The organism is Streptomyces yokosukanensis, assembly GCF_001514035.1.
GTDB lineage: Bacteria > Actinomycetota > Actinomycetes > Streptomycetales > Streptomycetaceae > Streptomyces > Streptomyces yokosukanensis.
The window spans coordinates 17372-43063 of sequence record NZ_KQ948228.1 but is presented as its reverse complement, the minus strand read 5'-3'; the positions used below and the strand labels follow the sequence as shown (position 1 = coordinate 43063).

General features: G+C 70.2%; 20 protein-coding genes. 8 read left to right on the top strand and 12 right to left on the bottom strand.

The window, feature by feature from the left end:
- Nucleotides 1-243: 243 nt before the first annotated feature.
- A complete protein-coding gene (locus AQI95_RS38150) occupies nucleotides 244-1230 on the top strand; it encodes a sphingomyelin phosphodiesterase (protein WP_244188975.1) in 987 nt (328 codons plus the stop codon).
- A gap of 114 nt (nucleotides 1231-1344) precedes the next feature.
- Here AQI95_RS38150 and AQI95_RS38145 read toward each other — a convergent pair whose 3' ends face one another.
- On the bottom strand, nucleotides 1345-2925 hold the full coding sequence (locus AQI95_RS38145; protein WP_067135071.1) for an alpha/beta hydrolase: 1581 nt from the start codon (nucleotides 2923-2925) through the stop codon (nucleotides 1345-1347).
- 270 nt (nucleotides 2926-3195) lie between these two features.
- On the opposite strand from AQI95_RS38145, the gene AQI95_RS38140 reads away from it, so the two are divergent.
- Together AQI95_RS38140 and AQI95_RS38135 are read left to right on the top strand one after the other, a co-directional pair.
- Nucleotides 3196-4011 carry an SAM-dependent methyltransferase gene (locus AQI95_RS38140; protein WP_067135069.1) on the top strand — a complete coding sequence of 272 codons (816 nt, stop codon included), beginning with the start codon at nucleotides 3196-3198 and terminating at the stop codon, nucleotides 4009-4011.
- A 175-nt stretch (nucleotides 4012-4186) separates the two neighbouring features.
- Nucleotides 4187-4771: a GNAT family N-acetyltransferase gene (locus AQI95_RS38135; RefSeq protein WP_067135067.1), complete on the top strand. Its 585-nt coding sequence runs from the start codon at nucleotides 4187-4189 to the stop codon at nucleotides 4769-4771.
- Between the two features lie 41 nt (nucleotides 4772-4812).
- Here the strand turns inward: AQI95_RS38135 and AQI95_RS38130 are convergent, their stop codons facing one another.
- From AQI95_RS38130 to AQI95_RS38100, 7 genes are all read right to left on the bottom strand, one after another.
- The gene (locus tag AQI95_RS38130) at nucleotides 4813-6210 is read right to left on the bottom strand and encodes an FAD-binding oxidoreductase (protein WP_208614370.1); all 1398 of its coding nucleotides are present in this window, start codon (nucleotides 6208-6210) and stop codon (nucleotides 4813-4815) included.
- A 209-nt stretch (nucleotides 6211-6419) separates the two neighbouring features.
- Nucleotides 6420-7340 (bottom strand): SDR family NAD(P)-dependent oxidoreductase, encoded by a 921-nt coding sequence (locus AQI95_RS38125; protein WP_067135065.1) that lies wholly within the window; start codon nucleotides 7338-7340, stop codon nucleotides 6420-6422.
- 54 nt (nucleotides 7341-7394) lie between these two features.
- Complete coding sequence (locus AQI95_RS38120) at nucleotides 7395-8282, bottom strand: SDR family NAD(P)-dependent oxidoreductase (protein ID WP_067135063.1); 888 nt, start codon at nucleotides 8280-8282, stop codon at nucleotides 7395-7397.
- A gap of 74 nt (nucleotides 8283-8356) precedes the next feature.
- Nucleotides 8357-8800, bottom strand: coding sequence for a universal stress protein (locus tag AQI95_RS38115; protein WP_067135061.1), 444 nt, complete (start codon nucleotides 8798-8800; stop codon nucleotides 8357-8359).
- A 179-nt stretch (nucleotides 8801-8979) separates the two neighbouring features.
- Nucleotides 8980-11730, bottom strand: a complete 2751-nt coding sequence (locus AQI95_RS38110; protein WP_067135059.1) for a bifunctional YncE/alkaline phosphatase family protein — start codon at nucleotides 11728-11730, stop codon at nucleotides 8980-8982.
- 4 nt (nucleotides 11731-11734) lie between these two features.
- Nucleotides 11735-13123: an ABC-2 family transporter permease gene (locus tag AQI95_RS38105; RefSeq protein WP_067135057.1), complete on the bottom strand. Its 1389-nt coding sequence runs from the start codon at nucleotides 13121-13123 to the stop codon at nucleotides 11735-11737.
- Nucleotides 13120-14148 carry an ABC transporter ATP-binding protein gene (locus AQI95_RS38100; protein WP_079071796.1) on the bottom strand — a complete coding sequence of 343 codons (1029 nt, stop codon included), beginning with the start codon at nucleotides 14146-14148 and terminating at the stop codon, nucleotides 13120-13122. Before AQI95_RS38100 ends, AQI95_RS38105 begins: the two co-directional genes overlap by 4 nt.
- 277 nt (nucleotides 14149-14425) lie before the next feature.
- On the opposite strand from AQI95_RS38100, the gene AQI95_RS38095 reads away from it, so the two are divergent.
- Complete coding sequence (locus AQI95_RS38095; RefSeq protein WP_208614369.1) at nucleotides 14426-15712, top strand: glycoside hydrolase family 88 protein; 1287 nt, start codon at nucleotides 14426-14428, stop codon at nucleotides 15710-15712.
- 48 nt (nucleotides 15713-15760) lie between these two features.
- Here AQI95_RS38095 and AQI95_RS38090 read toward each other — a convergent pair whose 3' ends face one another.
- Complete coding sequence (locus tag AQI95_RS38090) at nucleotides 15761-17515, bottom strand: MOSC and FAD-binding oxidoreductase domain-containing protein (protein ID WP_067135055.1); 1755 nt, start codon at nucleotides 17513-17515, stop codon at nucleotides 15761-15763.
- A 111-nt stretch (nucleotides 17516-17626) separates the two neighbouring features.
- Here AQI95_RS38090 and AQI95_RS38085 point away from each other — a divergent pair, with 111 nt between their 5' ends.
- Nucleotides 17627-18496 carry an alpha/beta fold hydrolase gene (locus tag AQI95_RS38085; RefSeq protein ID WP_067135053.1) on the top strand — a complete coding sequence of 290 codons (870 nt, stop codon included), beginning with the start codon at nucleotides 17627-17629 and terminating at the stop codon, nucleotides 18494-18496.
- A 302-nt stretch (nucleotides 18497-18798) separates the two neighbouring features.
- Here the strand turns inward: AQI95_RS38085 and AQI95_RS38080 are convergent, their stop codons facing one another.
- Both AQI95_RS38080 and AQI95_RS38075 read right to left on the bottom strand, forming a co-directional pair.
- A complete protein-coding gene (locus AQI95_RS38080) occupies nucleotides 18799-19698 on the bottom strand; it encodes an NHL repeat-containing protein (protein WP_067135051.1) in 900 nt (299 codons plus the stop codon).
- Nucleotides 19695-20684, bottom strand: a complete 990-nt coding sequence (locus AQI95_RS38075) for a 3-hydroxyacyl-CoA dehydrogenase NAD-binding domain-containing protein (RefSeq protein ID WP_067135049.1) — start codon at nucleotides 20682-20684, stop codon at nucleotides 19695-19697. The genes AQI95_RS38080 and AQI95_RS38075 overlap by 4 nt, the downstream gene beginning before the upstream one ends.
- Nucleotides 20685-20988: 304 nt before the next feature.
- On the opposite strand from AQI95_RS38075, the gene AQI95_RS38070 reads away from it, so the two are divergent.
- The 3 genes from AQI95_RS38070 to AQI95_RS38060 all read left to right on the top strand — a co-directional run bounded on the left by AQI95_RS38070 (nucleotide 20989) and on the right by AQI95_RS38060 (nucleotide 24389).
- The gene (locus AQI95_RS38070) at nucleotides 20989-22272 is read left to right on the top strand and encodes an acyl-CoA dehydrogenase family protein (RefSeq protein WP_079071795.1); all 1284 of its coding nucleotides are present in this window, start codon (nucleotides 20989-20991) and stop codon (nucleotides 22270-22272) included.
- Between the two features lie 79 nt (nucleotides 22273-22351).
- Nucleotides 22352-23569 (top strand): CaiB/BaiF CoA transferase family protein, encoded by a 1218-nt coding sequence (locus AQI95_RS38065; protein ID WP_067135047.1) that lies wholly within the window; start codon nucleotides 22352-22354, stop codon nucleotides 23567-23569.
- 46 nt (nucleotides 23570-23615) lie between these two features.
- Nucleotides 23616-24389 (top strand): crotonase/enoyl-CoA hydratase family protein, encoded by a 774-nt coding sequence (locus tag AQI95_RS38060; RefSeq protein WP_067135045.1) that lies wholly within the window; start codon nucleotides 23616-23618, stop codon nucleotides 24387-24389.
- Between the two features lie 22 nt (nucleotides 24390-24411).
- Here AQI95_RS38060 and AQI95_RS38055 read toward each other — a convergent pair whose 3' ends face one another.
- Nucleotides 24412-25674, bottom strand: a complete 1263-nt coding sequence (locus AQI95_RS38055; RefSeq protein WP_067135043.1) for a PucR family transcriptional regulator — start codon at nucleotides 25672-25674, stop codon at nucleotides 24412-24414.
- Between the last annotated feature and the right edge of the window lie 18 nt (nucleotides 25675-25692).

The window sequence follows — 25692 nt, the reverse complement described above, 5'->3', positions numbered from 1 at the left end:
TTACGGGCGGTGGGCGGCGCTGGCCGGTGGGATCCACTCACATCGAGCTGAACTTGTTCATACACCTTTTCTCCACAGACAGATCGATCGATGTTCCCTCGGCCGTACCGGTGAGCCCCTACAGTCACGCTGTCATGTACGCGACCCGACAATGATCGCGCGTCGGGACCACCCCAACCGTCACCTGGAGAGCGCATGGTCTCGCGTCGTACAGCTATCGCCCTCACGTCCACAGCGTCGGCCATGCTGCTCGGCCTCAGCGGCTACACGGCCCCCACCGCGAGCGCGGGCGCCGGCACCGACCTCTCGGTGTTCGCCTGGAACGTCGATCTCGGCACCCCGATCGTCGACAGCACCCAGCACGAGAAGGCGGCCCAGCGCACCCCCACCATCGAGTCGATCATCCGCAAGCACAGCGCGGACGTGGTGGTGCTGGACGAGGACTTCAACAACACCTCGACCGCCGACATCACCGGCAAGCTCGCCGACCTCTACCCGTACCACACCCCGGTCGTCGGCCAGACCTGCTCCGGGGGCGGCTGGACGGGCATCAGCGGGGACTGCTCCAACTCGCTGTTCGTCATCAACGGCGGCACGATGATCCTGTCCAAGTACCCGATCACCGCGCAGTACGCCCACGTCTTCAGCAACTCCACCTACGGCACGTGGGACTACCACGCCAACAAGGGCGCCGCGCTGGCGCAGATCGACAAGGGCGGCGTGAAGAGCTGGGTGGTCGGCACCCATCTGCAGGCCGACGAGTCCGACACCTCCACCGACACGACCCAGTCCACCCGCCTCGCCCAGCTGAGGGAGATCCGCTCCTGGGCCGACGGCATCGCCGGTTCGAGTGCGCCGGTGCTGATCGGCGGAGACATGAACGTGGAGTACTACGGCGGCCAGTCGCGCGGTGACTACGCCAACGCCCAGAGCGCGGTGAACGGCGTGCTCGGCACCCCGGCCACCGACCCGGACCAGAGCCTTCGGACCATGGACTGCCCGGTCTCCTCCTGGTGCCAGTACATGTCCGGCGTCGAGACCTTCCCCAAGGACTACCGGGACGACCTCGACTACATCGGCTACCTGAACGCGCCGGGCCGCCCGACGCCGGCCGGAATGTCCGCCGTCAAGGTGGACTTCGACCCCCAGTCCGGCTGGAGCACGGGTCAGACCGACACCAACGCGCCCAGCGACCACTACCCGGTCGAGGCGTCGTTCCAGCTCAACTGAGCCTGACGGGGCGGGTGGCGAGGAACACGACCTCCTCGCCACCCGCCCCGTCGTCACCACCGGAATCCACCGGGCCGGTCTCGGTCCGGCCCGGATCCCCCGGCGAGCGCCGTGTCAGAAACGGGGCGCTTGCGGTGCGTGCGGCTGCGCCGGGACGATGCGCTGGTTCACACCGGGGCTCTGCCGGCCGGACACCTTGCAGGTGATGTCCTTCGCCGGAAGCCGTCCGGTGCTCAGATACGCGTTGACGGCGATGTTGGCGCAGGCGCGCGGGTCGTCGGAGTACACGCCGTGGCCCTCGCCGCCCTGGACGTACACCATGCGCGAGCCCTTCAGGGCGCGGTGCATGCCCAGGCCGCTGACCAGAGGCGTCTGCGAGTCCCACTGGTTCTGGACGGTGAGCACGCCGACCCTGTTGTCGACCTTGGTGACGGCTTCGGCCGGCTTGTTCCAGAACGCGCACGGCATGATGTTGGAGGCGACGTCGCCGTAGAGGGGGTACTTGCCCTTGTCCCGGATCGCGTCACGCCGGTACTGCTCGGGGTCGCGCGGCCAGGCCGCGGTGTCGCCGCAGACCACGGTCCAGAACGCGGCCGTGCCGTTGTCGGCCGGCGTCCCCGCGGCGAAGGCCGCGGACCGGCGCGCTCCCCGCTGATCGTCCGGTGCGGACGAACGACGGGACGTGGCACGGCCGTCGGCGGCCTTCTTGAGGTTCACGACCGACTCGGCCGCGGACTTGGGGCTGAAGAACTCGGCGCGCAGCCGGGTGCGGATGTCGTCGCCGGTGAGCTTCTGGCCACCGTCGTCGATGGGAGAGCGGTCGGCCCGGGCGACCAGGTCCCAGAACGTCTTCTTCACCTTGGCCGGGGTGTTGCCGAGTTTGTAGGTGCGGTCGTGCTGCGCGGTCCACTTCGTCCAGCGGGTGAACGCCGGCTCGGTGCCCTCCGCCCAGACCTGGATCATGCCGCGCCAGACCCGTGCGGGGTCGACCGCGCTGTCCAGCACCCAGCGGTCGGTCCGCTGGGGGAACATCTGCGCGTAGACGGCGCCCAGATAGGTACCGTAGGAATAGCCGAGGTAGGAGATCTTCTTCTCACCCAGGACGGCACGGATGACGTCCATGTCGCGGGCGGTGTTGCGGGTGGTGATGTACGGGAGCTTGTCGCCGTTCTTGGCACGGCACTTCTCGGCGACCGTGCGGGCCCATGCGACGTCCCGCTTGAACGTCTCGGGCCTGTAGGCACGTTCGAAGTTCTGCTCCGAGCCCGTCAGTCCGCAGGTGACGGGGCTGCTGCGGCCCACACCGCGCGGGTCGAACCCGATGAGGTCGTACTGCTGCAGGACCTTCTTGGGCAGCGCCTGCTTCATCATGAGCGGCATGTCCAGGCCCTCGCCGCCCGGACCGCCGGGATTGAAGAGGATCGCGCCGTGCCGCTTGCCCGCGACGCTGGTCTTCATCCGGGAGATGGCCAGGTCGATCGTCTTGCCGCCGGGGCGGGCGTAGTCGAGCGGCACCTTGATCGTCGCGCACTGGAAGGCGGCGGGTTGCGACGCGTCGCACCGGTGCCACGCCGGCTTCTGGTTCTCGAATCTCTTGAGCGGTTCCGCCGCGGATGCCTGCGCCGGAGCGAGGGCGGTGAGCAGCGTCGCCGTGACCCCCATGGTGACCAAGGGCGCCACGCGTCCTATCCGCACGATGGACGTTCCTTTCCGTCAACTTACAGAACGTCACAACCCTTTCGTGTCCGCGCGGGTGTGCGGATCCGTCTGGCGGGCGATCCGTCTACGACTCCAGACGTACGCGGAAAAGGACGTGCGGAGGAGAACCGGATCGGGCTGTTCGCCGTCACGTACGCCGAAGGCCGCCTGAAGGGGAATCCGAGCCGAGGGGCGAAAGACGCTTGTTCGGACGTAAGTTGTGCCATGAATGATCCACGCCACGACGGAGAAGACGGACAGCGACTCATGACCGACCCCTCGACGACACCCGAATCGGCGCTGCGCCAGAAGATCGACACATCGGTGCCGCACTCCGCACGCATCTGGAACTACTGGCTCGGCGGCAAGGACAACTACCCCGTCGACGAGCAGGCCGGTGACGCGTACACCGCCGTCTTCCCCGGCATCGTCACCATCGCCCGCAGCAGCCGGGCCTTTCTGCACCGCAACATCGCCTACCTGGTCCGTGAGGCGGGCATCCGGCAGTTCCTCGACGTCGGCACGGGTCTGCCGACCGCCGACAACACACATGAGGTCGCCCAGCGGCTCGCCCCCGAGGCGCGGATCGTCTACGTCGACAACGACCCGATGGTCCTGGCGCACGCCCGCGCGCTGCTCTACTCCTCCCCCGAGGGCGCGACCGCCTACATCGACGCCGATGTGACGGATCCGGACCGCATCCTCGCGGCGGCCGCACAGACCCTGGACTTCGACCGCCCCGTCGGCCTGATCCTCAGCAACATCCTGGGCCATGTCGCCGACCACGCGCAGGCCCGCTCCATCGCGGCCCGCCTGATGGACGCCCTCCCCTCGGGCAGCCACCTCTCCGTCAACGACGGCTCACTCGGCGTCGACCCCGTCTTCGAGCAAGCCCAGGACGCCTACAACAGCAGCGGTGCCGTTCCCTACAACCTGCGCACCGTCGACGAGATCACCGCGTTCTTCGACGGCTTGGAACTGATCGAGCCGGGCGTCGTCCCGGTCACGCAGTGGCGGCCGGAGCCGGGGGCGCCCACGCCGCAGGTCATCGCCGAGCACGGTGGGCTCGCCCGCAAGCCGTGACCGGCAGGTCGAAGTCGCGGCTCCGACGGCCCCGTTCATCCGGCTCGGCCCGGTGAGCGGGGCCCAGCGCCGGAACTCGAGGAAGGCGTGCTGCGGGGGCACCACCGCGGGAGCGGGTGTGGCGGGCCGCTCGCAAACCACTTGCGCGGGCCGCGCAGGTCAGGAGAATCGGCGCGTGCGCATTCTGTCCTTCCCCGAGCAGGCCACCCCCTTCCCCTTGCGTGTGCAGGTCCGGGAACTCCAGGAGCAGGCCTGGCCCTCCCCGCCCGGAGCGCTCGCCGCCGCCGACGCCCCCTCCCACGATCCCGCGCTACGGCCGTGGTCGATGCTGCTCGTCGACGAGGAGTCGACGGTGCTGGCGGCTCTGGACATCCTGTCCAAGGAGATCGTGCACGCGGGCCGGCACTACGCCGCCGGAGGGCTGAGCACCGTCGTGGTGGGGCGGGAGAGCCGCGGCCACGGGTACGGCCGTCGCCTGGTGGCGGCGGCCCGGGAGACGATGATCGACCAGGGACTCGACCTGGGGCTGTTCACCTGCGACAGTGTGCTGCGGGCCTTCTACGAGAGCGCGGGCTGGCACATGCTGCCCGGCGCCGTGCTCATCGGCGGGACACCGGGAGATCCCTTCCCCAGCGACCGGCCCGGCTTCGACAAGGTCACGATGGCCGGCTTCTTCTCGGACGACGCCCGCCGGGCCGAGGCGTCCTTCCGGCACAGCCGCATCGCGGTGCATCCCGGTCGGATCGACAGGTTGTGGTGAGGGCGGACGGCCCGGCCGCGCCGCGGTCGCCGCACGCCGTCTCACTCCGGGGCCGGTGGGATGTTCTGGTTGGCGTGGAACAGGTTGTCCGGGTCGTAGGCGCGTTTGATCGAGGCCAGGCGGTCGTAGTGGCCGCGGTAGGTGGCCCGGACCCGGTCGGGGCTCTCCCCGTGGCCGATGAAGTTGACGTAGGTGCCGCCCATGGAGTGGGGGTTCAGGTCGGTCCAGTAGTCGACACACCACCGTCGGATCGCTTCGGCGTTCGCGGGGTCCGGGTCGATGCCGGCGATCACGGCGGACCAGACGGCGTCCCGGTAGGCCCATGCCGTGTCGTCGGCACCGACTCGGTGGGCCGCCCCGTCCACCGGGTACAGGTGCATGGTCGAAAGGCCCGTCGGGAGGTTCTCCGCGTATGTGTGGTGCACCTCGATCGCTGCGTCGGAGATGTGGTCGAAGAAGGCGCCGCGCCAGTACCACTGCAGTCCCTTGGGGAGCAGTGTGTCGAACAGGGTCTGCAGCACGGGGTAGGGCATGGGGGTGATGAAGTGGAAGGCCGGCGGTGCCGGCTCGTTCACCACGGCGAGCAGCTCCGCCAGGCGGTCGTCGGCGGGGCCGCCGCAGTGGCACCACACGACCCCGCACATCTTCTGCCCGTGGATCGGCTCGGGGAAGGGGGGTCCCGGCGGTACGACCAGCACGGCGAAGAACCCGCTGAGTTCCTCCGGGGCGCCGGGCAGGAACTCCCGGTACCAGCGCAGCACCTCGGGCAGGCGGTCGACCGGCCAGAGCGTCAGCGCGACACCGACCGTTGACGCCGGATGCAACCCGAAGGTGAACGACGTGACCACACCGAAGTTGCCGCCTCCGCCCCGCAGCGCCCAGAACAGGTCCGGGTGGCTCTGCGCCGACGCGGTGACATAGCTGCCGTCGGCGAGGACGACGTCGGCCGACAGCAGGCTGTCGACCGTCAGGCCGTAGCTGCGGGTGAGATGGCCGTGCCCGCCGCCCAGGGTGAGACCGCCGACGCCCGTGGTCGACATGATCCCGGACGGCACGGCTCGTCCGAAGGCGTGTGTGGCATGGTCGAGGTCACCGATCCGGCTGCCGCCGCCCACCTGGACGGTGTCCGTCTCGGGGTCCACCCTGACCCAGCGCATCGGCGACAGATCGAGGACGAGCGCGTCGTCCGCCAGGCACAGGCCCGGCCCGCTGTGGCCGGCGCCGCGCACCGTGAGCTGGGCGCCGGTGTCCCGGGCGAAGGAGATCGTCGCCTGCACGTCCGCCACGTCCACGCACTGGGCGAAGGCCGCGGGACGCCGGTCGATCATGGCGTTGTAGATGCTGCGCGCCTCGTCGTAGCCCGGGTCCCGCGGTGAGACCACGGATCCGCGCAGTGCCTCGCGCAGGCTGCCGACGGCTGTTTCGTCGATGGTGTCCATGGCCGAGCACCCCGTCCGAACTACGCATCCGGTCAACGGCGCGGACGGCCGAGGAGCGTCGCCCTCGCGCACCCGGGAACTCCTGGATCCGCGCCCGCCTCCGCAGCGGGCCGGGGGGCGAGCCGCTTCTCGCCCCACTTCAGTCTTCACCCGCCTCCGGTGTCCCGCATGCGGGACACCGGAGGCGGGTGAGTCCTGGGCGACAGGCCCTAGGCGAGCAGTTCCTGGGACAGGGTCCACAGGCGTCGGGCGTTGTCCGGGTCGACGGCGTACCGGGCGACGCCGTGCAGCGTGCCGGAACGGCGGTCGACGACGTCGGTCTCGTTGCAGTCGACGAAGTAGCGGCCGCCGACGCCCTCCAGGAGGGGGGAGGTCGCGAGGAGCACGGAGGTGGCGGCGCCCTGCTCGACGGTCTTGATCAGCTCGGCCTGGACCCTGCCGCTGCCTCGGCCGCCGGTGTGGCGCTGCAGGTTCGTGTAGATGGCGCCGGGCATCAGGGCGTTGGCGGTGATGTTGTCCCCGGCCCAGCGGCGGGTGGCCTCCACCGCGAACAGGACGTTGGCGGTCTTGGACTGGCCATAGGCCAGCCACGGGTCGTAGGGGCGGAAGGCGAAGTCGATGTCGTCCCACACGATCGGTGACCGCTGGTGGCCGGTGGAACTCACCACGACGACACGGGCGTTGCCGTCGGCGGCCAGCGCCCCGTGCAGGCCCTCGGTCAGGGCGAAGTGGCCGAGGTGGTTGGTGGCGAACTGCCACTCCCTGCCCTGTTCGGTGTACTGCTCGGGGCAGGCCATGACACCCGCGTTGTTCACCAGGACGTGCAGCGGGCCCTGCCAGGCGGCGGTGAAGGCGCGGACGGAGGCGAGGTCGGTGAGGTCGAGGGGCGCGACACTCAGCTCCTGGTTGCCGGTCTTCGCGGCGATGTCCTTGGCGACGCGTTCTCCCGCGGCGACGTCGCGGACGGCGAGGGTGACGGCCGCGCCGGTGCCGGCCAGGGCGCGGGCCGTCTCGGCCCCGAGGCCGGAGGAGGCGCCGGTGACGACCGCGCGACGACCGGTGAGATCGATGCCCTGGGCGACCTCGGCAGCCGTGCTGGAGAAACCGAACGGGGTGGTGAGGGCACTCATGAGTGGACTCCTAGCTGTGTACGACGAGCTGTGTGCCGGGGGGCGGGACGGCCTTCAGGGGGTGAGCATCCGGTCCTGCTCCACCGGGGGTGTGCCGTCGTGCCAGGGCAGGGCCGTGCCGGTGCGCACCAGCTCGCCGTAGAGCGCGGGATCGACGGGTCCGTCGAGGATCAGGTCGAGTACGGCCTCGGCGGCCTCGGCCGGGGACTGGGCCCGGCCGTCGTCGCTGAACCAGGGGCGCGAGGTGGCGGTGTCGACCATGCCGGGGCACACGGCCGCGATCAGGGTGTCGGTGGCGAGGTCGTGCGCGCGGCGTTCGGCGGCGACCGCGCGGACGGCGGCGACCTGGGCCACCTTCGAGGGCACGTTCAGCCAGATCGGCCAGCCCGCCTCCTGGGCGGTCCTGCTGTGGATCGCGCTGCGCCAGGACTCCACGGCGTACTCGACCTGGTCGAGGCTCGCGCCGTCGAACAGGTGGTGCAGCCGTGGGTCGAGGTGACCGAGGGTGCCGAGGCTGCTGGCCACGACGATCAGCCTGCCGCCCGAGCGCAGGACGGGCCCGAAGGAGCGCAGGACCGCGTGTGTGGCGGTGTTGGAGACGTCGATGAACTCGTCGGCTCGCTCGGCCTGCGACTCCTCGGGGAGCAGCCGGGCGACCGCGTTGGAGACGACGATGTCGACCCCGCCGTATCGGACCCCGAGGTCCTCGGCGAGGCGGGCGACGGCGTCGGTGTCGCTGACGTCCAGGACCCGGCCCTCGACCCGGGCGCGTGTGGCGGGCAGCTGGGCGACCTCACGGGCGGCGTCCGTCACGCGCTGCGGGCTGCGGCCGGTGAGCAGCACCAGGTCGTCCGGGTTCGTACGGGCCGCCAGTCCCTCGACGAGGGCACGGCCCAGCCCTTGGTTGGCGCCCGTGACGAGGGCGATGCGTGGGGTGTTCATGCCTCCTACGCTAGGAACGCCTCATCCATGAGTCCAACGAAAGTTACGCACTCCCTGTATGCGTAGACGTCATGTCACTTCTTCTCGGCGCGCACGATCACCACCGGGCAGCTCGCATGCTGCGACACGTGGTGGCTGACCGAGCCGAGCAGGGCGGCGGCGAACCCGCCCCTGCCCCGGCCGCCGACGACGAGGACCTCGGCTCCCTCGGCGGCCCGCAGCAGCACATCGGCGGCGTTGCCGTGCACCACATGGCTGCGGACCGAGTCGGCCGCGTCCGTGCCGAGCACGTCGGTCAGCTCCTTCCGCATCCGCTCCCGGGTCTCCTCCTCGTCGACGTCCATGTCCACGGCGGGCGCCGACCAGCCGTACAGCCCCGGCAGCTCCCACACCGCGACCGCGTGCACGGTGCCGCCGACGAGGGCCGCGTACCGCACGGCCCAGCGCAGGGCCTCGTACGAGGACGGCGATCCGTCGACACCGACGACCACCCGGGGCTCGGAGGCATCCCTGTCCATGTGTTCCACCTCTCCTACGGCTCTCCCACCCCGTCGACCGGTCCCCTCCGTCTCCACGCTGCACGCGTCGTGGCCATCTCGCCAGAGCAGCGCGCCCGCGGCCCGGCGGGGGCGGAACGGCGCGAGGCCCCCCGGCAGACACACGCCTGCCGGGGGGCCTCGCTTCGGGGCAGCCCGCGTCAGTCGTCGTTCTCCGTGGACGGGATGTACGCGCCCGGTACGTCGTTCGGGGCGTAGATCTTGTTCTCACCGGGGTACGGCTCGGCCCAGTTGTGGGACTCGTACCACGTGAGGTGGTTCATCTGCGCGGGGTTCGCGTAGTCGGGCACGGCGCTCGGGCCGGTCAGCCGCTGCTTCGACTTCCAGGTGTTCCACTGGGCCGCGAGCGACTTCTTGTCCGCCGGTACCTTCGTCGCCGGTACGGCGGCCGCCTTGAGGCTCTGCTTGGCCGGGGTGTCCACGCCGCAGGACGGCGGGGTGCTCAGGCCGTCGGTCAGCGAGGTGCGGTTGGGCAGCGCGTCGAACGGCGTGTCGTCGGGGTGGCTGGTGAAGGCGCCGCGCATCGGGGTGGCCGCGGTGTCCTTCTGGTTCATCGGGCGGACCCCGAGGATCTGCTCGATGGTACGGATCATGGTGATCTGCGAGTAGTAGTGGCTGTCGACCTTGTCGTGCTGGGCCCAGGGGCTGATGATCTGGATCGGCGCACGGTGGCCGTCGACGTGGTCGAGACCGGCCTGCGAGTCGTCCTCGACGACGAAGATCGCCGAGTCCTTCCAGTACGTGCTGTGCGAGATCTCGTCGACGATCCTGCCGGTCGCGAGGTCGTTGTCCGCGACCTGGGCGGCGGGGCCGGCCGGACCACCGGTGTGGTCGCTGGAGAGCCAGAACATGTTCAGGTTCGCCGGACCGTTCTTCTCGAAGTCCTGCTTCCAGATCTGCTCCCGGTAGACGTCCGGGACGCTGGTGTCGAACTTCGGGAAGCCGGGCACCGACACACTGTTGAGCGAGGGGATCGGCGAGGACGAGTCCAGCGGGTAGGCGGTGCCCTGGCCGGTCGCGTCCATGTTCTTGGCGTCGCAGTACAGGTTCTGCCAGCTCGCACCGGAGGGCTTGGTCAGGAACTGCTGGAACTCGCCGAAGTCCCGCACGGTCCTGCCGGCCGACTGGGCGCCGGTCCACAGGAAACCGGTCTTCTGGTGGCCGAGCGCGTCGTCCTCGGTGTCGTAGCTGCGCGCGTACTCACCGGCCGAGGACTCGGTGTACTCGGGGTTGTCGGCCTGCATCAGCCAGTTGTGGCCCTCGGCCGAGTTGGTGCCGATGTCGTACGTGTTGTCGTAGAGCCCGAACTGCTCGGCCAGCGCGTGCTGGTTGGGCGTCACGTTGTCGCCGAACTGCGTCAGCGACGGGTCGCCGTTGCCCTTCGGGATGTCGCCGAAGAGCTGGTCGTAGGTCCGGTTCTCCTTGACGATCAGGAAGACGTGCTTGATCGTCGAGGGGTCGCCGAGGCGCGCCGGGACGGCCACCGGCTTCGCCCTGCTGTGCTTGTCCGCCATCCGCACCGCGTCCTCGGTCCAGCCGTTCTGCTGGAACACCTTGCGGGTCTCGGACCGGATGACTCGGTCGCTGGGCAGCGCGAACTGCGTCAGGCTCGACGTGGTGTCGTGGGTGCCGTGGCCGGTGCTGTCGGGGCGCCGGGCGTCGATGCCGCGGGTGTTGGAGACGACGACCGTCCTGCCCACGGTGGTGATCTCCGAGGGGAAGTAGTCCGTGGGGAGCAGGCCGACGTAGCTGACCGGCTCCTGCGGGGAGGTGTACCGGTAGACGGCGACCGCGTTGGCGCGGCCGAGCGTCACCAGCAGATGGCCGTCGTCGGTGAGCGTCACCGCGTTGGGCTCGTAGCCGACCGATGCCTCCGGCCACGGCTGGGTGGAGATGGTCTGTACGACCTTGTCGTTCTTGGTGTTGATGACCGACACGTTGTTGTCGGCGGTGTTGGTGACGAAGACCGCCCCGTCCTTGGCGTACACGGCGGTCGGGTGCAGGCCCACGTCGACGGTGCCGACGGCGGCGGACGCGTCGGCCAGGTCGATCACGCTGACGGTGCCGGTGGTGGTGGCACCGGTCTTGGGGTCGGCCGGTACCTGGGTGCCGTAGGAGTTGATCGTGGTGTCGCCGGGCTTCGCCGGCCGGCCGCCCTCGTTGCTGACGTAGAGCTTGCCGCCGACCTGGACCATGCCGCGCGGGGCGTTGCCCACGGACCAGCTCTGTTTGACGGCCCCGGACGCCGCGTCGATGGCGACCACCCGGTTCTGGCCGTTGACCGCGGAGTACACGGTGGAGCCGTCGGCGGAGAACACCGCGGCACCGACCAGGGCGTGCTTGGCGCCGTCGGCCGGGATCGAGACGGTCGTCGGGTTGGCGAGGGTACCGTCGGCGTTCACGGTGAACTTGGTGTAGCCGTCGGTCTGGCCCAGCCACAGCTGCTTGCCGTCGGGCGAGTACGTCGGGCCTTCCTGGCCGACGGCGCCGCTCTTGATGCGCAGGTCGTCCGCCGCGTTGGTGCCGACGCGCTGCTTGACCTGCCCGGTCTTGAGGTCCACGACGACGAGCGCCGCGTCGCCGTCGGTGACCGCGGCGGCGAGGTGCCCGCCGTCCGGGCTGACCGTCGACGACATGATCTTGCCGTCGTTGAGGACGAGACGGCTGCCGTACGGGGAGATGTACTGGTCGCTGGAGACGACCTGGCCCTTGGCGGTGACCTGGCCGACCTGGTCGGTGCCGAACTGGCGCGTGGAGGCGACGGCGGTGCCGGTGGCCAGGGCGACCGTGGTGATGCATGCCGTGACCAGCGTCGCCCGACGGCCGACACGTCTGCCGAGCAGGACGACGTACTCCTTCTCGACTTGACGACGGCGGCGAGTTACCTGCATGAAGTCATCCCTTCGGGGTGGCGGGAAGCAGGTCGACGTTGCCGTCGAACTGCCAGAGCGGATTCGGCGCGTCTCCGGTCGAGGTCCGCACGATGAAGTAGCCGTTCACTTCCTTCGGTCCGTCGCCGTCGGCCACGAACCGCCCGTCCGTGGTGATGTCGAGCTGGTAGATGGCCTGTCCGACGGCCTGAGTGCCGGGCAGATGCCAGGAGACGACGCAGCGCCAGTCGTTGCCCGCGCCCTGGGCGCCGTCCTTGACGTCGCCCTTGGTGCAGGCCGCCGTCGACTTCAGCTGCGCCTCGGTCGCATCGGGACGGTGCAGCTGTGCGGTCTGCATGCGATAGAGGTGGGCGAAGTCCTCGGCGAGCGAGCGCTGCACCTTGTCCTGCCGGATCCCGGAGCCCGCGGTCGCACCGGTGGCGACGGCGACGACCGCGACCGTGACGGCGACCAGCCCGGCGAGCGGCAGCAACCCGGCGGTGACCGCGCGCCGCGCCGATCCGTCGTCGGTCAGGTTGGTGAAGTCGCGCCGCAGGAAGAGCAGATAGGCGATGAGTGTCGCGATCACGGCCCACACCAGGCTGACCACGATGCCGATGAGGAGCGGGCCGAGCTGGGCCGGGCTGGTGAACAGGCCGTTCCACGCGATGAACGCCCAGCTGGGCAGGGCGAGTCGTACGGCGACGGGCAGCGGCAGCATCTGGGCGAGCTGCATCGCGAGCGCGACGACCGCGGGCAGCAACAGGCCCATGGGGGACCGGCCCAGCGCGACGGACCCGAGGAGACCGATCCCGGCGAGGGCGAGGGTCGGGGCGAGGACGCAGAGCCAGGCGAGCAGGACCTTGCCCGCGGCGTCCCCCGGGGAGAGCAGATGGCCGTCGAGACCGACGAGCGGACGACTGCCGATGGCCGCGAGCCCGCCGACCGTGCTCGAAGCGGCCAGGCCGACCACGAGCAGCAGAATCACGGTGAGACTGGCCAGCGCCTTCGCCAGGAAGATCCGGCGCGGCGAGCGGATCGCCACCAGCAGATGGCGCCAGGTGCCGAGCCGGTCCTCGGCGGCGAACACGTCACCGGCGACCACGGAGGTCAGCAGCGGGAGCGCCCAGGTGCCCGAGAAGCCGAGTATCACGAGCGGTCCGGCCCAGCCCGTGGCGAGCATCCACCGGCCGAAGAGGGTGTCGGCGGGCAGCGTGCTCTGCTGGCTCACCGCGGCGACGAAGAGCGCCGGGGCGATCCAGCAGGCCAGCACCAGCAGGCGGATCCGCCACTGGGAGACGAGCTTGACCAGTTCGAAGCGGTAGCCCCGGGCAACCGAGACGCGCGTGGGGCGGGCGGTGATCGCGGGGCGGGGGGTGGGGGCGACGGCGGTAGCGGTCGGGGACGCGTTCATCGGCCGGTCTCCTGCTGCTCGGTGGCGGATTCCTGCCGCGCGGCGTCGGCCTGACGCTGCTCGGCACCGGCCGACGACTGCTCGCCCGCGGCCTCCTGTTGCTGCTCGGTGAGGGCCAGGAACGCGGCCTCGAGCGGGGACACCACGGGCGCGAGTTCGCGCAGCGCGAGACCCGACCGGACCAGCCGCACCACCAGTTCGTCCAGGGCGGGCACCAATGCCCGTACGACGAGCGTCTCGACCCCGTGGCGTCCGCCCGCGTCGTCGACCACGCCGACCCCCGGCGTCTCGGCGGCCAGCCGGCGGGCGGCCTGCGGGTCGGAGGTGACCAGGCGGTAGTCGAGTTCACGGTTCTCGGCGGCCAGCTTGCCCAGCGGACCGGAGAAGACGACCCGCCCGGTGGCGAGGATGGTGACCTCGGAGCACAGCGCCTCGAGGTCGTCCATGCGATGGCTCGACAGCACGACGCCGGTCCCCTGCGCCGCGAGCCCGGTGAGGACCCCGTGCACATGCCTCTTGCCCGCCGGGTCGAGGCCGTTGGACGGCTCGTCGAGCACGAGCAGCCGGGGCTTGGTGAGCAGCGCGGCGGCGAGTCCCAGCCGCTGCCGCATGCCGAGCGAGAAGCCACGCGCGCGGTCGTCGGCGACACCGGTGAGCCCGACCTGTTCGAGCGCGTCGTCGACCCCCGCCGCGCGCGGATCCTGGCCGCGCAGAGCGGCCAGCGCGGCGAGGTTCTGCCGGGCGGTGAGCGAGGGGTAGAGCCCCGGCCCGTCCACGAACCCGGCGACACCGTCGGGAGCGGCGAACGTCCGGCCCACCGGCGCGCCGAGGATCTCCAGCCGGCCGCCGTCGGCCACGGCCAGGCCGAGCATGAGCCCGAGGAGCGTCGTCTTGCCGGCACCGTTCGGTCCGACAAGGCCGTGAATCTGCCCCTGCGCCACATCCAGATCGATGCCGTCGAGTGCGACCACATCGCCGAAGCACTTGGTGATCCCGCGTGCCCGGATCGCGAGAAGTGAGTCCATGAGCCCCTTCTTTCGAAACCTCAAGGAGGCTAGGGACGGCACACGACACTCACAGCAGTGGCCAGTTGAACGCTCAGGGAACGGAAGACAACGGACAACCGCCGCACCGATAGCCGGGAGCCTCCCTCAACACCCGTACCACGAAAGGGAGTTGACTTCACGTCAGCATACTGGATATTCACATACATGAACCGCGGACATGTGGGTGTACGTAGAGACCACTGGCGTGCCAGACTCGCCCAACGCCCCTGCCGTATCGCCTGCTTGGAGGCCGTCCATGAGCATGTCCCGGCGCACCGTGCTCGCCGTCGCCGCCGTCGCCGCCGGCGCCACGACGACGGCGACCGCCGTCTCACCCGCGCAGGCCGCGACGGCGTCCGGCACCGGCACCCAGGACCCGGCGTCGGCGGTACGCGCACTCCGCGCGGCGGCCGACTACGCGGTGGAGAAGCTGCGCGCCGTCGCGCCGGGAGTGAGCGCCTTCCCCGTCGGCACGAAGTTCGAGAAGTGGACCTTCTCCCAGAACGGCGACTGGGTGGGAGGCTTCTGGCCGGGGACCCTGTGGATGGCGTACCTCCACAGCGGGGACGAGGCGTTCCGCACGCTGGCGCTGGACTCCGCGCTCAAGCTGGCTCCGCGCCGGCAGGACACCAGCACCCACGATCTGGGCTTCCTGTTCTATCCGTCGTGGGTCACCGCGTGGCGGCTGACGGGCGACGACAGCTGGCGGGCGGGGGCATTGGAGGCGGCGGACTCACTGATCCGGCGGTACAACCCGCGCGGCCGGTTCATCCGGGCCTGGGGGGCGTTGAACGACCCGAACAACGCGGGCCGGGTCATCATGGACACCATCATGAATCTCGACCTGCTGGCCTTCGCCTCCCGCGAGAGCGGGAACGAGAAGTACCTCCATGTCGCCGTCGAGCACGCCAGGACGGCGGGGCGGGTCTTCCCCCGCGAGGACGGTTCGACCCCTCATGTCTTCGACTTCGATCCCGGGACCGGAGCACCGATCGGCCCGAACACGGTCCAGGGCTACAGCCCGTCCTCCTGCTGGTCCCGCGGGCAGGCATGGGGCATCTACGGATTCACCACGATGTACCGCCGCACCGGCTGTCAGGAGTTCCTGTCCACCGCACGCAAGCTCGCCGACTTCGCGGTGGGGGCGCTGGGTTCGGACCACGTTCCCGTGTGGGACTACCGCGCACCGCAGCAGCCCTACGACGTCAAGGACGCGTCGGCGGGCGCGGTCATGGCGTGCGGGCTGCTCGATCTGTCCGCCGCCACCGGCAGACACGACTACCGAGAGGTCGCCCTGCGGATCCTCACCGCGCTGTCGGAGACTTGCCTGACGAGGAACTCCACCCGCGCGGAGGCGATAGTCGCCCGCTGCACCCGCAACCGGCCGGCCGAGGACGGCATCGAGATCTCCCTGCCGTACGCCGACTACTACCTGCTCGAAGGCATCCTGCGCGTCCTGCGGCCGCAGGACGTCGACCGGGCCGTCGACCTGTCGACGGTGTCCGGGGCGGACCGTCCCGGTCGCTCCCGTGCGGGGCGGTAGCGCGTACGGGCCCGTCCCCACCCCGCTCGCCGAGGACGCCGCCCGCGCTCACAGGTCGAGGACGACTTCGGTGGCCGGTGCGCTGCAGCAGACGAGGACGGTGCCGGCCTCGGGAGGTTCGAGGGGCGGGGTGGTGTAGGTGATGCCGCCGGACACCAGGTGCGTGGCACAGGTGTGACAGACCCCGGTGCGGCAGGACCAGCGCGTGGGGATGTCACAGGCTTCGGCGAGTTCGAGGAGTGACCCGTGCGCGGGTGACCACGGGGTGGTGATGCCGCTGCGGGCGAAGGTGATGAGCGGCCCGGTGCCCGGAGGTCCGGAAGGCGGGTGCGGCCGGACCGCGGTGGCGGGCATGACACCGGGATTGACAGCGGGCAGGGCGCTGAACCGTTCCGTGTGGATCCGCTCGGGGCGCAAGCCGTGCTCGCGCAGGACGGCACCGAGGTCGTCCATGAAGGCGGGCGGTCCGCAGAGGTAGGCGTCGGCGTCGGCCGACAGCCCCAGGTCCGCGAGCGACGCGGCGGTCGGACGCCCCCGCACGGCGTGGCGTCCGTCGGGCCCGGGGTCGGCTTCGGCCGTGTAGTAGAGCTGCTCGCGGGCGTCCGGGAGTCGGGCCAGGAGCGCGTGGGACTCCGCCGCGAACGCGTGATGAGCGCGGTCGTGGGCGACGTGGATCCACCGGACGGGGCGTGGGTCTCGTACGGCCGCGAGCTGGTGGAGCATGGCGAGCACGGGGGTGATGCCGATCCCCGCGGAGGCGAGGACGACCGGTCCGGTGCCCTCTTCCAGCACGAACGTTCCTCGGGGAGCGGCGACGTCCAGGAGGTCCCCGGGGCGCAGCCTCTCGTGGACGTAGCCGCTGACTCTCCCCCGGGCCTCCCGTTTGACGCTGATGCGATAGGCGCCGGCCGCGGGCGCACGGGACAGGGAGTAACTGCGCACCGCGGGACCGAAGTCGCCGGCGAAGAGACGGACGGAGAGGTACTGGCCCGCCCGCGCCTCGGGCAGGGGCATGCCGTCGGGGGCGCTGAGGTGGACCGACGTGACGGCGGGCGTCTCGCGCACGATACGGGCGACGCGCAGGGGCTTGAAGCCCGGCCACACCGGCACGTCTGCGGGCCGTCGGGTGCCGCCGGGCGCGCCGGGCCGTCCCGGCGCGGGATGCGCGGCGGCGAGTTCGCGCAAGGACCGCTGCCAACCGGGACTGAGGGCGGGGATGTCCAGCGCTCTGCGCAGCTTCTCCGGGTCCCGCCCGGGGAGGTAGAGCAGCGCATCGGTGTCGGCGACGCTGAGTTCTCCGGGACCCTTGCGGGTCAGCGTGATCTCGTCGCCGGCTCGGACGCGCCCCTCGGTGAGGACCCGCAGATAGAAGCCGGGGCGGTGGTGGGCGACCAGGAGCGCGGCCATCGCCGGTTCGCCCAGGCGCATGCCGACGCGATAGCAGGTGACGCGTGGCTGGGTGACCTCGAATTCGGCCTCGCCGACGCGGTACCGGTCGCCGATGCACACCTCGTCGTCCGGCAACCCGTCGACGGTGAAGTTCTCGCCGAAGATGCCGAACGTCAGGTCGTCGCGACCGAGGTGCTTCTGCCAGTACCGGTAGGACTGCAGCTGGTAGACGAGGACGGCGCGGATCTCGCCGCCGTGCCCGGCCAGGTCTCCCTGGCCGTCACCGTCGACGTTCAGCCGCCGGACCGTCCGGGGGCCGTCGACGGGCGACTTCCAGGCTCCGGTGCGCACGGTCCTGCCCTGCCAGGAGACGTCCTCGGGCATCCCCACGTTGACGGACAACAGCGTCGCCATCGCTGACCTCCCGCGGACCCGATCTAACCACTCAACATTGCTTGACAGGTTACACCTGACATGCTCGACTGGATTCGTAACCACTGAATCCCACGAAAGAGGTTAGAGGCGATGACCTCCGCAATCCACCACCGCACCGCCGCCGTACGGGGTCTCGAGGTCTTCTACCGGGAGGCCGGCGATCCGGACGCACCCACCGTGCTCCTTCTCCACGGCTTCCCCACCAGCTCGCACATGTTCCGCCGCCTCATCCCCGCGCTCGCCGACCGCTACCACGTGATCGCCCCCGACCACATCGGGTTCGGCCAGTCCGCCATGCCCGCCCTGGGGGACTTCCCGTACACCTTCGACGCGCTCGCCGAGGTCACGTCCGCCCTGCTCCAGCACCTGGGCGTGGACCGTTTCGCGATGTACGTCCAGGACTACGGCGCACCCATCGGCTGGCGGCTCGCCCTGCAGTCCCCGGACCGCGTCACCGCGATCATCACCCAGAACGGCAACGCCTACGAGGAGGGCTTCGTCAAGCCCTTCTGGGACGGCGTCTTCGCCTACGCCAAGTCGCCGGGACCCGACACCGAGGCCCCCGTGCGAGGTGCCCTGACCCCCGAGATCACCCGGTGGCAGTACGTGCACGGAGTCGCCGACCCCAGCCTCGTCAGCCCCGACAACTGGGTCCACGACCAGGCTCTGCTGGACCGCCCCGGAAACGACGAGATCCAGCTGAAGCTCTTCCGCGACTACCCCACCAACGTGGACCTCTACCCGCAGGTGCACCAGTACTTCCGCGACTCCCGAGTCCCGCTGCTCGCGGTCTGGGGGGCGAACGACGCCATCTTCGGCCCCGAGGGCGCCGAGGCGTTCGGCCAGGACCTGCCCGACGCCGAGATCCATCTGCTCGACTCCGGGCATTTCGCCCTGGAAAGCCACCTGGAGCCCATCACCGAGCACATCCGCGACTTCCTCGCCCGCGTCCTCGCCTGACGCGCCGAGAACGAACGCGCGGGCACCCCAGCCTCGGGGTGCGGCCTCGCGCCCACCCCGCACCCGGAAGGACCGTGCGGGTGGGCGAGCGCACCGCCGAACGCGCCGCCTGGGAGTCGACCGAGCCACCCCTACCGGGAAGTCGACCGCATCGGCGGCCTGGTGTCGTTCGAGCCGGACAAGGTCGAGGCCGGTCTCGACGGCGAGCGCCCGCGTCCCGAGCCCGGGCAGGGATGGCACCCGGGCATAGGTGGCACTCGGGCAGGGATGCCACCCGATCCGGCCGCGTCCTGAACGGGCCGTCAGTGGGACGCGGCCACCACGGCCCGCGCGATGCCGGTGAGGTTTCCCTGCACGACGAGGATCTCCTTCCCGTGCGATCCGTCCAGCCCGGCCTCATAGACGCTCCCGCCGAGGTCGGTCACGTACATGTGGCCGCCCTCCGGATCGAGGGCGATGCCGATGCCTTCCATCAGGTGGGTGAAGAGGATCTCGGGCGTTCGCCGCCCGTCCGCCGGATGCATCGGCGAGCGGTTCACGGTGTTGCCGCGCGGCGGATCGCCGCGGTCCGTCCAGTACAGCATGCCCTCCGCGAGGTCGACTTCCAGGTCGATCGGCTCCGGCAGCCCCTCGAACAGGACCTCGACGTCACCGCGTCCGGCCGCGTCGTGCCCGGCGGGCGGATCGATCCCGGCCCGCAGTATCCTCCCGCGTCCGGCGTCGCTCGGGCCCTTCTGCGACCAGTAGAGGTGTCCGCCCGCCGGGTCGACGGCCACTCCCACGCACCATCTCGTCTCGTCCCGGCGGTCGTCGGCTCCCTCTCCCGTCTGCACGAGGGTCTCGACGTTCGAGCCGTCGAGGTCGCAGCGCATCACCCGCATGCCCTCGCGATCCCCCCAGTACAGCTTCCGGTCGGCGGCCTCCAGGTGGAGCTGCTTCGGCGTGTGCGTGACGCCGCTCGGGACGATCGTCGTCCGGTTGCCTCCGTCCAGGTCCACGCGCTCGATCGAGCCGTCGTTCTCCTGCGGCACGCCCATGTTCGTCCAGTAGACGTGCCCGGCCGCGGCGTCGACGGCGATCCCGTCGGGGATCCTGCACCCGGTGACGAGGAACGTCTTGTCGGAGCCGTCGGGATTCACCGAGAACAGGCGACCGCCACCGCTTGCTTCCAGCACGAACAGCCTCTCCTGGCCCTGTGTCACGTTCCCTCCTTCGCCTCGGGGCCGGCCGCGGCACTCGGCGGCCCGGACGGGTCGTACTGGGCACGCACGGCCAGCAGGGCCGAGAGCATCGCGTCGCGCCGGGCGGCCAGGGCGTCGACCGAGAGGCCGTCGGCCTCCTTGAGGACGCCGCCCACGATCGTCTGCGCCAGCTCGGGCGTGAACTCGGGGGTCCCCAGGTCCGGCCAGGACGCCACCATCCGCGGCATGAGGGTCTCCATGAAGTGCTGGATGCCGCCCTCTCCCCCGCCGAGATGCCACAGCAGATGGGGTCCCATGACGCCCCATCGCAGCCCCGGGCCCCAGGACACCGCGTCGTCGGAGTCCGCCACGTCGAGCACGCCTTGCTGGACCAGGTGCAGGACCTCGCGGTACAGGGCGGCCTGGAGCCGGTTGGCGACGTGCCCGGGAAGCTCCTTCTTCAGGTGGATCGGCTTCTTGCCGATGGCGGCGTAGAACGACATGGCGTCCTCGATCGTCTCCGCGGCGGTCCTCGTACCGCCGACGACCTCGACCAGCGGGACGACGTGCGGCGGGTTGAAGGGATGACCGATGACGGTCCGCTCCGGACGCCGGCACTCCGCCTGGATCACGCTCATCGTGATGCCCGACGAACTCGATGCGATGATCGCGTCCCGCGGCGCCGCGTCGTCGATGTCCGCGTACAGCTTGACCTTGAGTTCCGGGCGCTCAGGGGCGTTCTCCTGCACGAAATCGGCGTCCGCGACGGCCTGGCGCATGTCCGAGGTGAAGCTCAGCCGATCCGGTGAGGCGTCCGGCGTGATCCCGATCGAGGCCGCCACGTCCCACGCGGCCTCCACGTACGACCGCAGGGCCGTCTCCGCGGTGGGGGCGGGGTCGGTCGCCGTGACGTCGAAGCCGCGGACGAGGTAGTGCGTCGCCCAGCTCGCACCGATGGTGCCGGTGCCGACGATCGCCACACGGTGGACGGGCCTGTGCGCTTTCATGGCTGATCACTGCTCCTCGCCGGGTGTGCGGTCTTCATGGAGCAACCGTCGGGCAGCGGGCGGGCCGTGGCATCGGGCTGCGCGCCCAGGATTCGGGCGCTTCCTTGGTTTCGCGGTACAGAGCCCGCCTGTCGCGGCGCCGCGAGCGGGTTCACGCGGCCGGGCGGGTGCCGGGGCCGCCGCATTGGTTCAGGGGCACCAAAGGGGGCCTGAATGTGGTGCTCCGCGCCCAGTGGCCGTGCCCCCGCTCCCTTCTAGCGTCGTTCGCACCGACGCCGTCGGACCCCGAAGCAAGGAGCGGCACATGAAGGCGACACACGGTGAGGACGTCCACCCGGGCCAGTCCGTCTCGAACGGCGCTGCCCCGAGCCCGAACGGCTCCGGGGTGGAGCCGCCGGTCCTGGGCGGACCCGAGCACACCGACTACTACCTGCTGGACAAGCTGCTCACCGACGAACAGCGGGCCCTTCGGCAGAAGGTCCGCGCGTTCATGGACCAGGAGGTCACCCCGGTCATCAATCCGTACTGGGAACGCGCGGAGTTCCCCTTCGAGCTGGTGCCCAAGCTCGCGCAGCTGGACATCGCGGGCTTTCAGATCTCCGGCTACGGCTGCCCGGGGATGAGCAATGTGACGGCCGGGCTCGTGATCCTCGAACTGGCCCGGGGCGATCTGAGCATGTCGACGATGATGGGGGTCCACTCTGCCCTCGCCATGACGTCGATCGCGCTGCTCGGCTCCGAGGAGCAGAAGCAGCGGTTCCTGCCGCCGATGGCACGCATGGAGAAGCTCGGCGCCTTCGGCCTGACCGAGCCCGCGCACGGCTCGGACGTGGTCAAACTGGAGACGACCGCGCACCAGGACGGCGATTCCTACGTCATCAACGGTCACAAGCGGTGGATCGGCAACGCGACCTTCGCCGACTATGTGATCATCTGGGCCCGCGGCGACGACGGGCACGTGGGCGGCTATGTCGTCGAGAAGGGCACCCCCGGGTTCGCCGCCGAAGTCATCAGGGGCAAGACGGCCCTGCGGTGTGTCCAGAACGCGCAGATCTCCCTGACCGACGTCCGGGTGCCCGCCGCGAACCGGCTGGCGAACGTCAAGACCTTCCGCGACACCGAGAAGGTCCTGCTGGCCTCGCGCTTCTGCGTCGCCTGGGAGTCCATCGGCGCCGCCGTCGCGGGCTACGAGACAGCCCTGGCCTACGCCAAGCAGCGCAAGCAGTTCGGGATGCCGCTGGCCGCCTTCCAGCTCATCCAGTACCGGCTCTCCCGGATGCTCGCGGACATCACCGACATGCTGTGCATGCAGTACCGGCTCAGCCAGCTGCTGGACGAGGGCGAGATCTCGATGCCCCGGGTCGCGCTGGCCAAGATGCACTACACCGAACGGGCGCGGGCCATCCTCGCCGACGCCCGCGACATGCTCGGCGGCAACGGGATCCTGCTCGATTACCACATCGCCCGGCACCTGTGCGACATCGAGGCGATCGACACGTACGAGGGCACCGACACCGTGCAGGCGCTGATCGTCGGCCGTGACATCACCGGCTTCAACGCCTTCGTGCCCGCGATGCCCGGCCGCTGACCGGACGTGTGCCGCGGCGCCCGTACGGGCGCATGGCCCCGGGCGCCGCCCGCGACCCCACCAATGGACAGGAGCAGTCATGAACCACCCGCCTCTCCTGGAGGGACTGCACGTCGTCGATCTCGCGAGCTTCATCGCCGGGCCCGCCGCATGCACCGTGCTCGGCGACTTCGGTGCCGACGTCGTCAAGGTGGAACCACCACGCGTGGGCGACGCCTACCGCTCGCTCAGCCGAGTCCCTCCCAACCCCCATGTCGAAGGGGTCAACTACCCCTGGCAGCTGGACAACCGCAACAAGCGCAGCATCGCGCTCGACCTCAAGTCGGCCGGCGCGCAGCCCGTGCTCCAGGGCCTGGTGCGATGGGCCGACGTGCTCGTGACCAACTTCCCGCCGCGCACGCGCGCGAAGCTGGGCCTGGAGTACGAGGCCCTGGCCCCGCTCAATCCCCGGCTGATCTACGCCGATGTCACCGGCTTCGGCGAGGAAGGTCCCGACGCACACCTTCCCGGGTTCGACGTGACGGCGTACTGGGCGCGCAGCGGTCTCATGCACCTCACGCGGCAACAGGGCGTGCCGCCGGCCATGAACGCGTTCGGATCGGGCGACCACTCCACGGCGATCACTCTGTTCGCCGGGATCATGACCGCGCTGTACCGGCGGGAGCGCACCGGCCAGGGCGCGCGGGTCACGGCGTCGCTGCTCGCCGAGGGCGCCTGGGCGGCCAGCATGTGGCTGCAGGCCGTCATGGTCGGCGCGAAGGCCCCGCGCCCCATCGACCGGGCCGACCCGCCGAACGCGCTCGCGAACATGTACCGCACGGCGGACGACCGCTGGATCGTCCTCGTCTTCGCCAACGAGGACAAGCAGGTCCCGCTCTTCCTGAAGGCCATCGGCCGTCCGGAGGCGGCGCAGAACCCGCGCTACGCCGACTCCGCCAGCCGCCGGGCCCACTCCGGCGAGATCGCCGCCCTGCTGGACAAGACCTTCGCGACACGCACCCTGGCCGAGTGGCGCGAGGCGCTCGACACCGCCGGTCTCACCTACGGAGTCGTCCAGACGCTCGAGGAATGCGCCCGGGATCCCCAGTTGCTCGCCAACCGGGTGTTCGTGCCGATAGACGACGGCAGCGACACACCGCACCTGACCGTCGACAGCCCCGTGCGCCTGGACCAGGAGCCGAAGGTCCGTCCGCGACCCGCCCCCGACCTGGGCGAACACACCGATTCCGTGCTTCACGACCTCGGCTTCGACGACGCCGGGATCGAGGAGCTGCGCAAGGCCGAGGCAGTCGCCTGAAGCCCGGCACACACCAGGGGGGTGGAAGTGGAAGGGGAACCGCGTCATGACCACGGACACACCGACCGTACGGACCGAGGAAGAGGACGGAATCTTCGTGATCACGATCGACCGGCCGCACGCCCGCAACGCCATCGACGGGGCCACCGCCCGCGCCCTGGCGGCAGCCGTCGACCACCTGGACTCCCGGGACGACCTCATGGTCGGCATCCTCACCGGTGCCGGCGGCGTCTTCAGCGCGGGCATGGACCTCAAGGCCTTCGCCCGCGGGGACAAGCCCATCGTCGCGGGGCGCGGGTTCGCGGGCCTCACCCGGGCCCGGATCAGGACTCCGCTCATCGCCGCCGTCGAAGGCTATGCGCTGGGCGGCGGAACCGAGATGGCACTCGCCTGCGACATGATCGTGGCCGCGCGGAACGCCACCTTCGGCCAGACGGAGGTCCACTACGGCATCGTGCCGCCCGAAGGAGGCATGGTGCGCCTGCCGGAGCGCATCCCGCACAACATAGCCCTGGAACTGCTGCTCACCGGCGAGCCGCTGCCCGCGGACCGTGCCGAGCGACTCGGCCTGGTCAATCACCTGACGGAACCGGGCCAGGCGCTGCAGCGCGCGCTGGAACTGGCCCACAGTATCGCGCGGAACGCCCCGCTGGCCGTGGCGGCCGTCAAGCGCGTCGTCAACGAGCGCCGTGCGTTCGGCGACCAGGACGCCTTCGCCGAGCAGGACCGGATCGTCGCACCGGTGCTGGCGTCCCACGACGCGCAGGAGGGCGCCCACGCCTTCGCGGAGCACCGCGCACCGCAGTGGCAGGGCCGCTGAGACCGGAGTCGTACTCGGGATCTCATTCAGGGCTCGTGCGAAGGAGCGTCGAGCCCAGGTACTGAACGGCGCGCAGCGCGACTTCGAGATCGGTGTGCCCTTGCTGGACCGGACGTCCCATGATTTCCTCCGCCTTGCGGATGCGGTACTGCACGGTGTTCTTGTGCAGAATCTGGGCACCGGCGGTCGCGGTGTAACTGCACCCGTTGTCCAGGAAGATCTGGGCGGTCTCCCGAAGCCGCGCACTGTTCTCGTCATCGACCGCCAAAGGCCCGAGGACATCCCACACCCAGGCGCGCATGTCGTCGAAGTTCGCGGCCATCAAGGCGATGGGCGCGACAGTGGAGAAGTCGGTGAATTGAGGGGTCGGATCGGCAATCGCCGCGAGTTCCTGGGTGCGCAGCGCCTGCCTGTGTGTGGCGCGGAATCCGTCGATTCCGAAGCCCAGGCCTCCCGCGCACATACGGATGGCGGGATCACTGTGCTCCAGCACAGTCGACAGTACTTTCCAGGAGACTTCGCTGCGCGAACCGAGCGGAAGCCAGGCCCAGGTCAAAATCGCGTCTCGCGGCACGAACAGCGGCCTGGCGGGGCAGTCCAGCCGACGGGCGATCTCGTCGGTGACCCGGTGGAGTCGAGCCAGTCCGTCCTCCTCGCCCGTCAGCGTGGGCAACCAGGCCACGAGCCCGACGTGATTCTGCCGGAGCCGGTAACCGAGCGCCGGCTCGGCCCGGTCGGGGTCCACGTCCCGCTCGGCGAGGATGTCCCGCACCCGCGCGGCGCGTGCCGCGGTCTGGCTGAGCAGCCAGTGGTCACGTTCTTGCTGGTAGACGACGATGACGTGCTCGGTGACCCGGTCGATGTAGGCGAAGCTCACGTGCAGCATGCGCCGGTTGGTCGCGGTGGCGAGATCGTCGTCGGCGCTGTGCCGGTTCAGCTCGTCCAGACACCACTGCAGAAGGCGCCAGTGCCCGATTCTGTAGGCCCTGACCATCGCACTCAGCGAGATGCCCCGCTGCGCCAGTCTCCGGGCGTACTCAAGAGCAGCCGCGGGTCCTTCGACCTTCTCCACGGGCATATCGTTCTCGAAAATGTGCAGCAATGTGGCGACATTTTCCGCCACGCTCGCGTACAGCATTTTGACGACGGTTGTATCGCCTCTGAGATCGGGAATCTCACCGATGACATAATCCGCGATGTCGCGGCTGACTTCCGAAAGGTGTGACCCTACGTTCTCCGCAACCACGGACAGTTGTTTTGCGGCATCGGGATGCTCCGCAGTCATACCCCGATGCTAACGGTA

Coding starts and splice junctions, on each gene's coding strand:
- AQI95_RS38070 (WP_079071795.1), top strand. CDS start 20,989: ATGAAGGCGACACACGGTGAGGACGTCCACCCGGGCCAGTCCGTCTCG.
- AQI95_RS38075 (WP_067135049.1), bottom strand. CDS start 20,684: ATGAAAGCGCACAGGCCCGTCCACCGTGTGGCGATCGTCGGCACCGGC.
- AQI95_RS38085 (WP_067135053.1), top strand. CDS start 17,627: ATGACCTCCGCAATCCACCACCGCACCGCCGCCGTACGGGGTCTCGAG.
- AQI95_RS38110 (WP_067135059.1), bottom strand. CDS start 11,730: ATGCAGGTAACTCGCCGCCGTCGTCAAGTCGAGAAGGAGTACGTCGTC.
- AQI95_RS38150 (WP_244188975.1), top strand. CDS start 244: ATGCTGCTCGGCCTCAGCGGCTACACGGCCCCCACCGCGAGCGCGGGC.
- AQI95_RS38095 (WP_208614369.1), top strand. CDS start 14,426: ATGAGCATGTCCCGGCGCACCGTGCTCGCCGTCGCCGCCGTCGCCGCC.
- AQI95_RS38060 (WP_067135045.1), top strand. CDS start 23,616: ATGACCACGGACACACCGACCGTACGGACCGAGGAAGAGGACGGAATC.
- AQI95_RS38120 (WP_067135063.1), bottom strand. CDS start 8,282: ATGAACACCCCACGCATCGCCCTCGTCACGGGCGCCAACCAAGGGCTG.
- AQI95_RS38055 (WP_067135043.1), bottom strand. CDS start 25,674: ATGACTGCGGAGCATCCCGATGCCGCAAAACAACTGTCCGTGGTTGCG.
- AQI95_RS38065 (WP_067135047.1), top strand. CDS start 22,352: ATGAACCACCCGCCTCTCCTGGAGGGACTGCACGTCGTCGATCTCGCG.
- AQI95_RS38125 (WP_067135065.1), bottom strand. CDS start 7,340: ATGAGTGCCCTCACCACCCCGTTCGGTTTCTCCAGCACGGCTGCCGAG.
- AQI95_RS38130 (WP_208614370.1), bottom strand. CDS start 6,210: ATGGACACCATCGACGAAACAGCCGTCGGCAGCCTGCGCGAGGCACTG.
- AQI95_RS38100 (WP_079071796.1), bottom strand. CDS start 14,148: ATGGACTCACTTCTCGCGATCCGGGCACGCGGGATCACCAAGTGCTTC.
- AQI95_RS38105 (WP_067135057.1), bottom strand. CDS start 13,123: ATGAACGCGTCCCCGACCGCTACCGCCGTCGCCCCCACCCCCCGCCCC.
- AQI95_RS38090 (WP_067135055.1), bottom strand. CDS start 17,515: ATGGCGACGCTGTTGTCCGTCAACGTGGGGATGCCCGAGGACGTCTCC.
- AQI95_RS38140 (WP_067135069.1), top strand. CDS start 3,196: ATGACCGACCCCTCGACGACACCCGAATCGGCGCTGCGCCAGAAGATC.
- AQI95_RS38115 (WP_067135061.1), bottom strand. CDS start 8,800: ATGGACAGGGATGCCTCCGAGCCCCGGGTGGTCGTCGGTGTCGACGGA.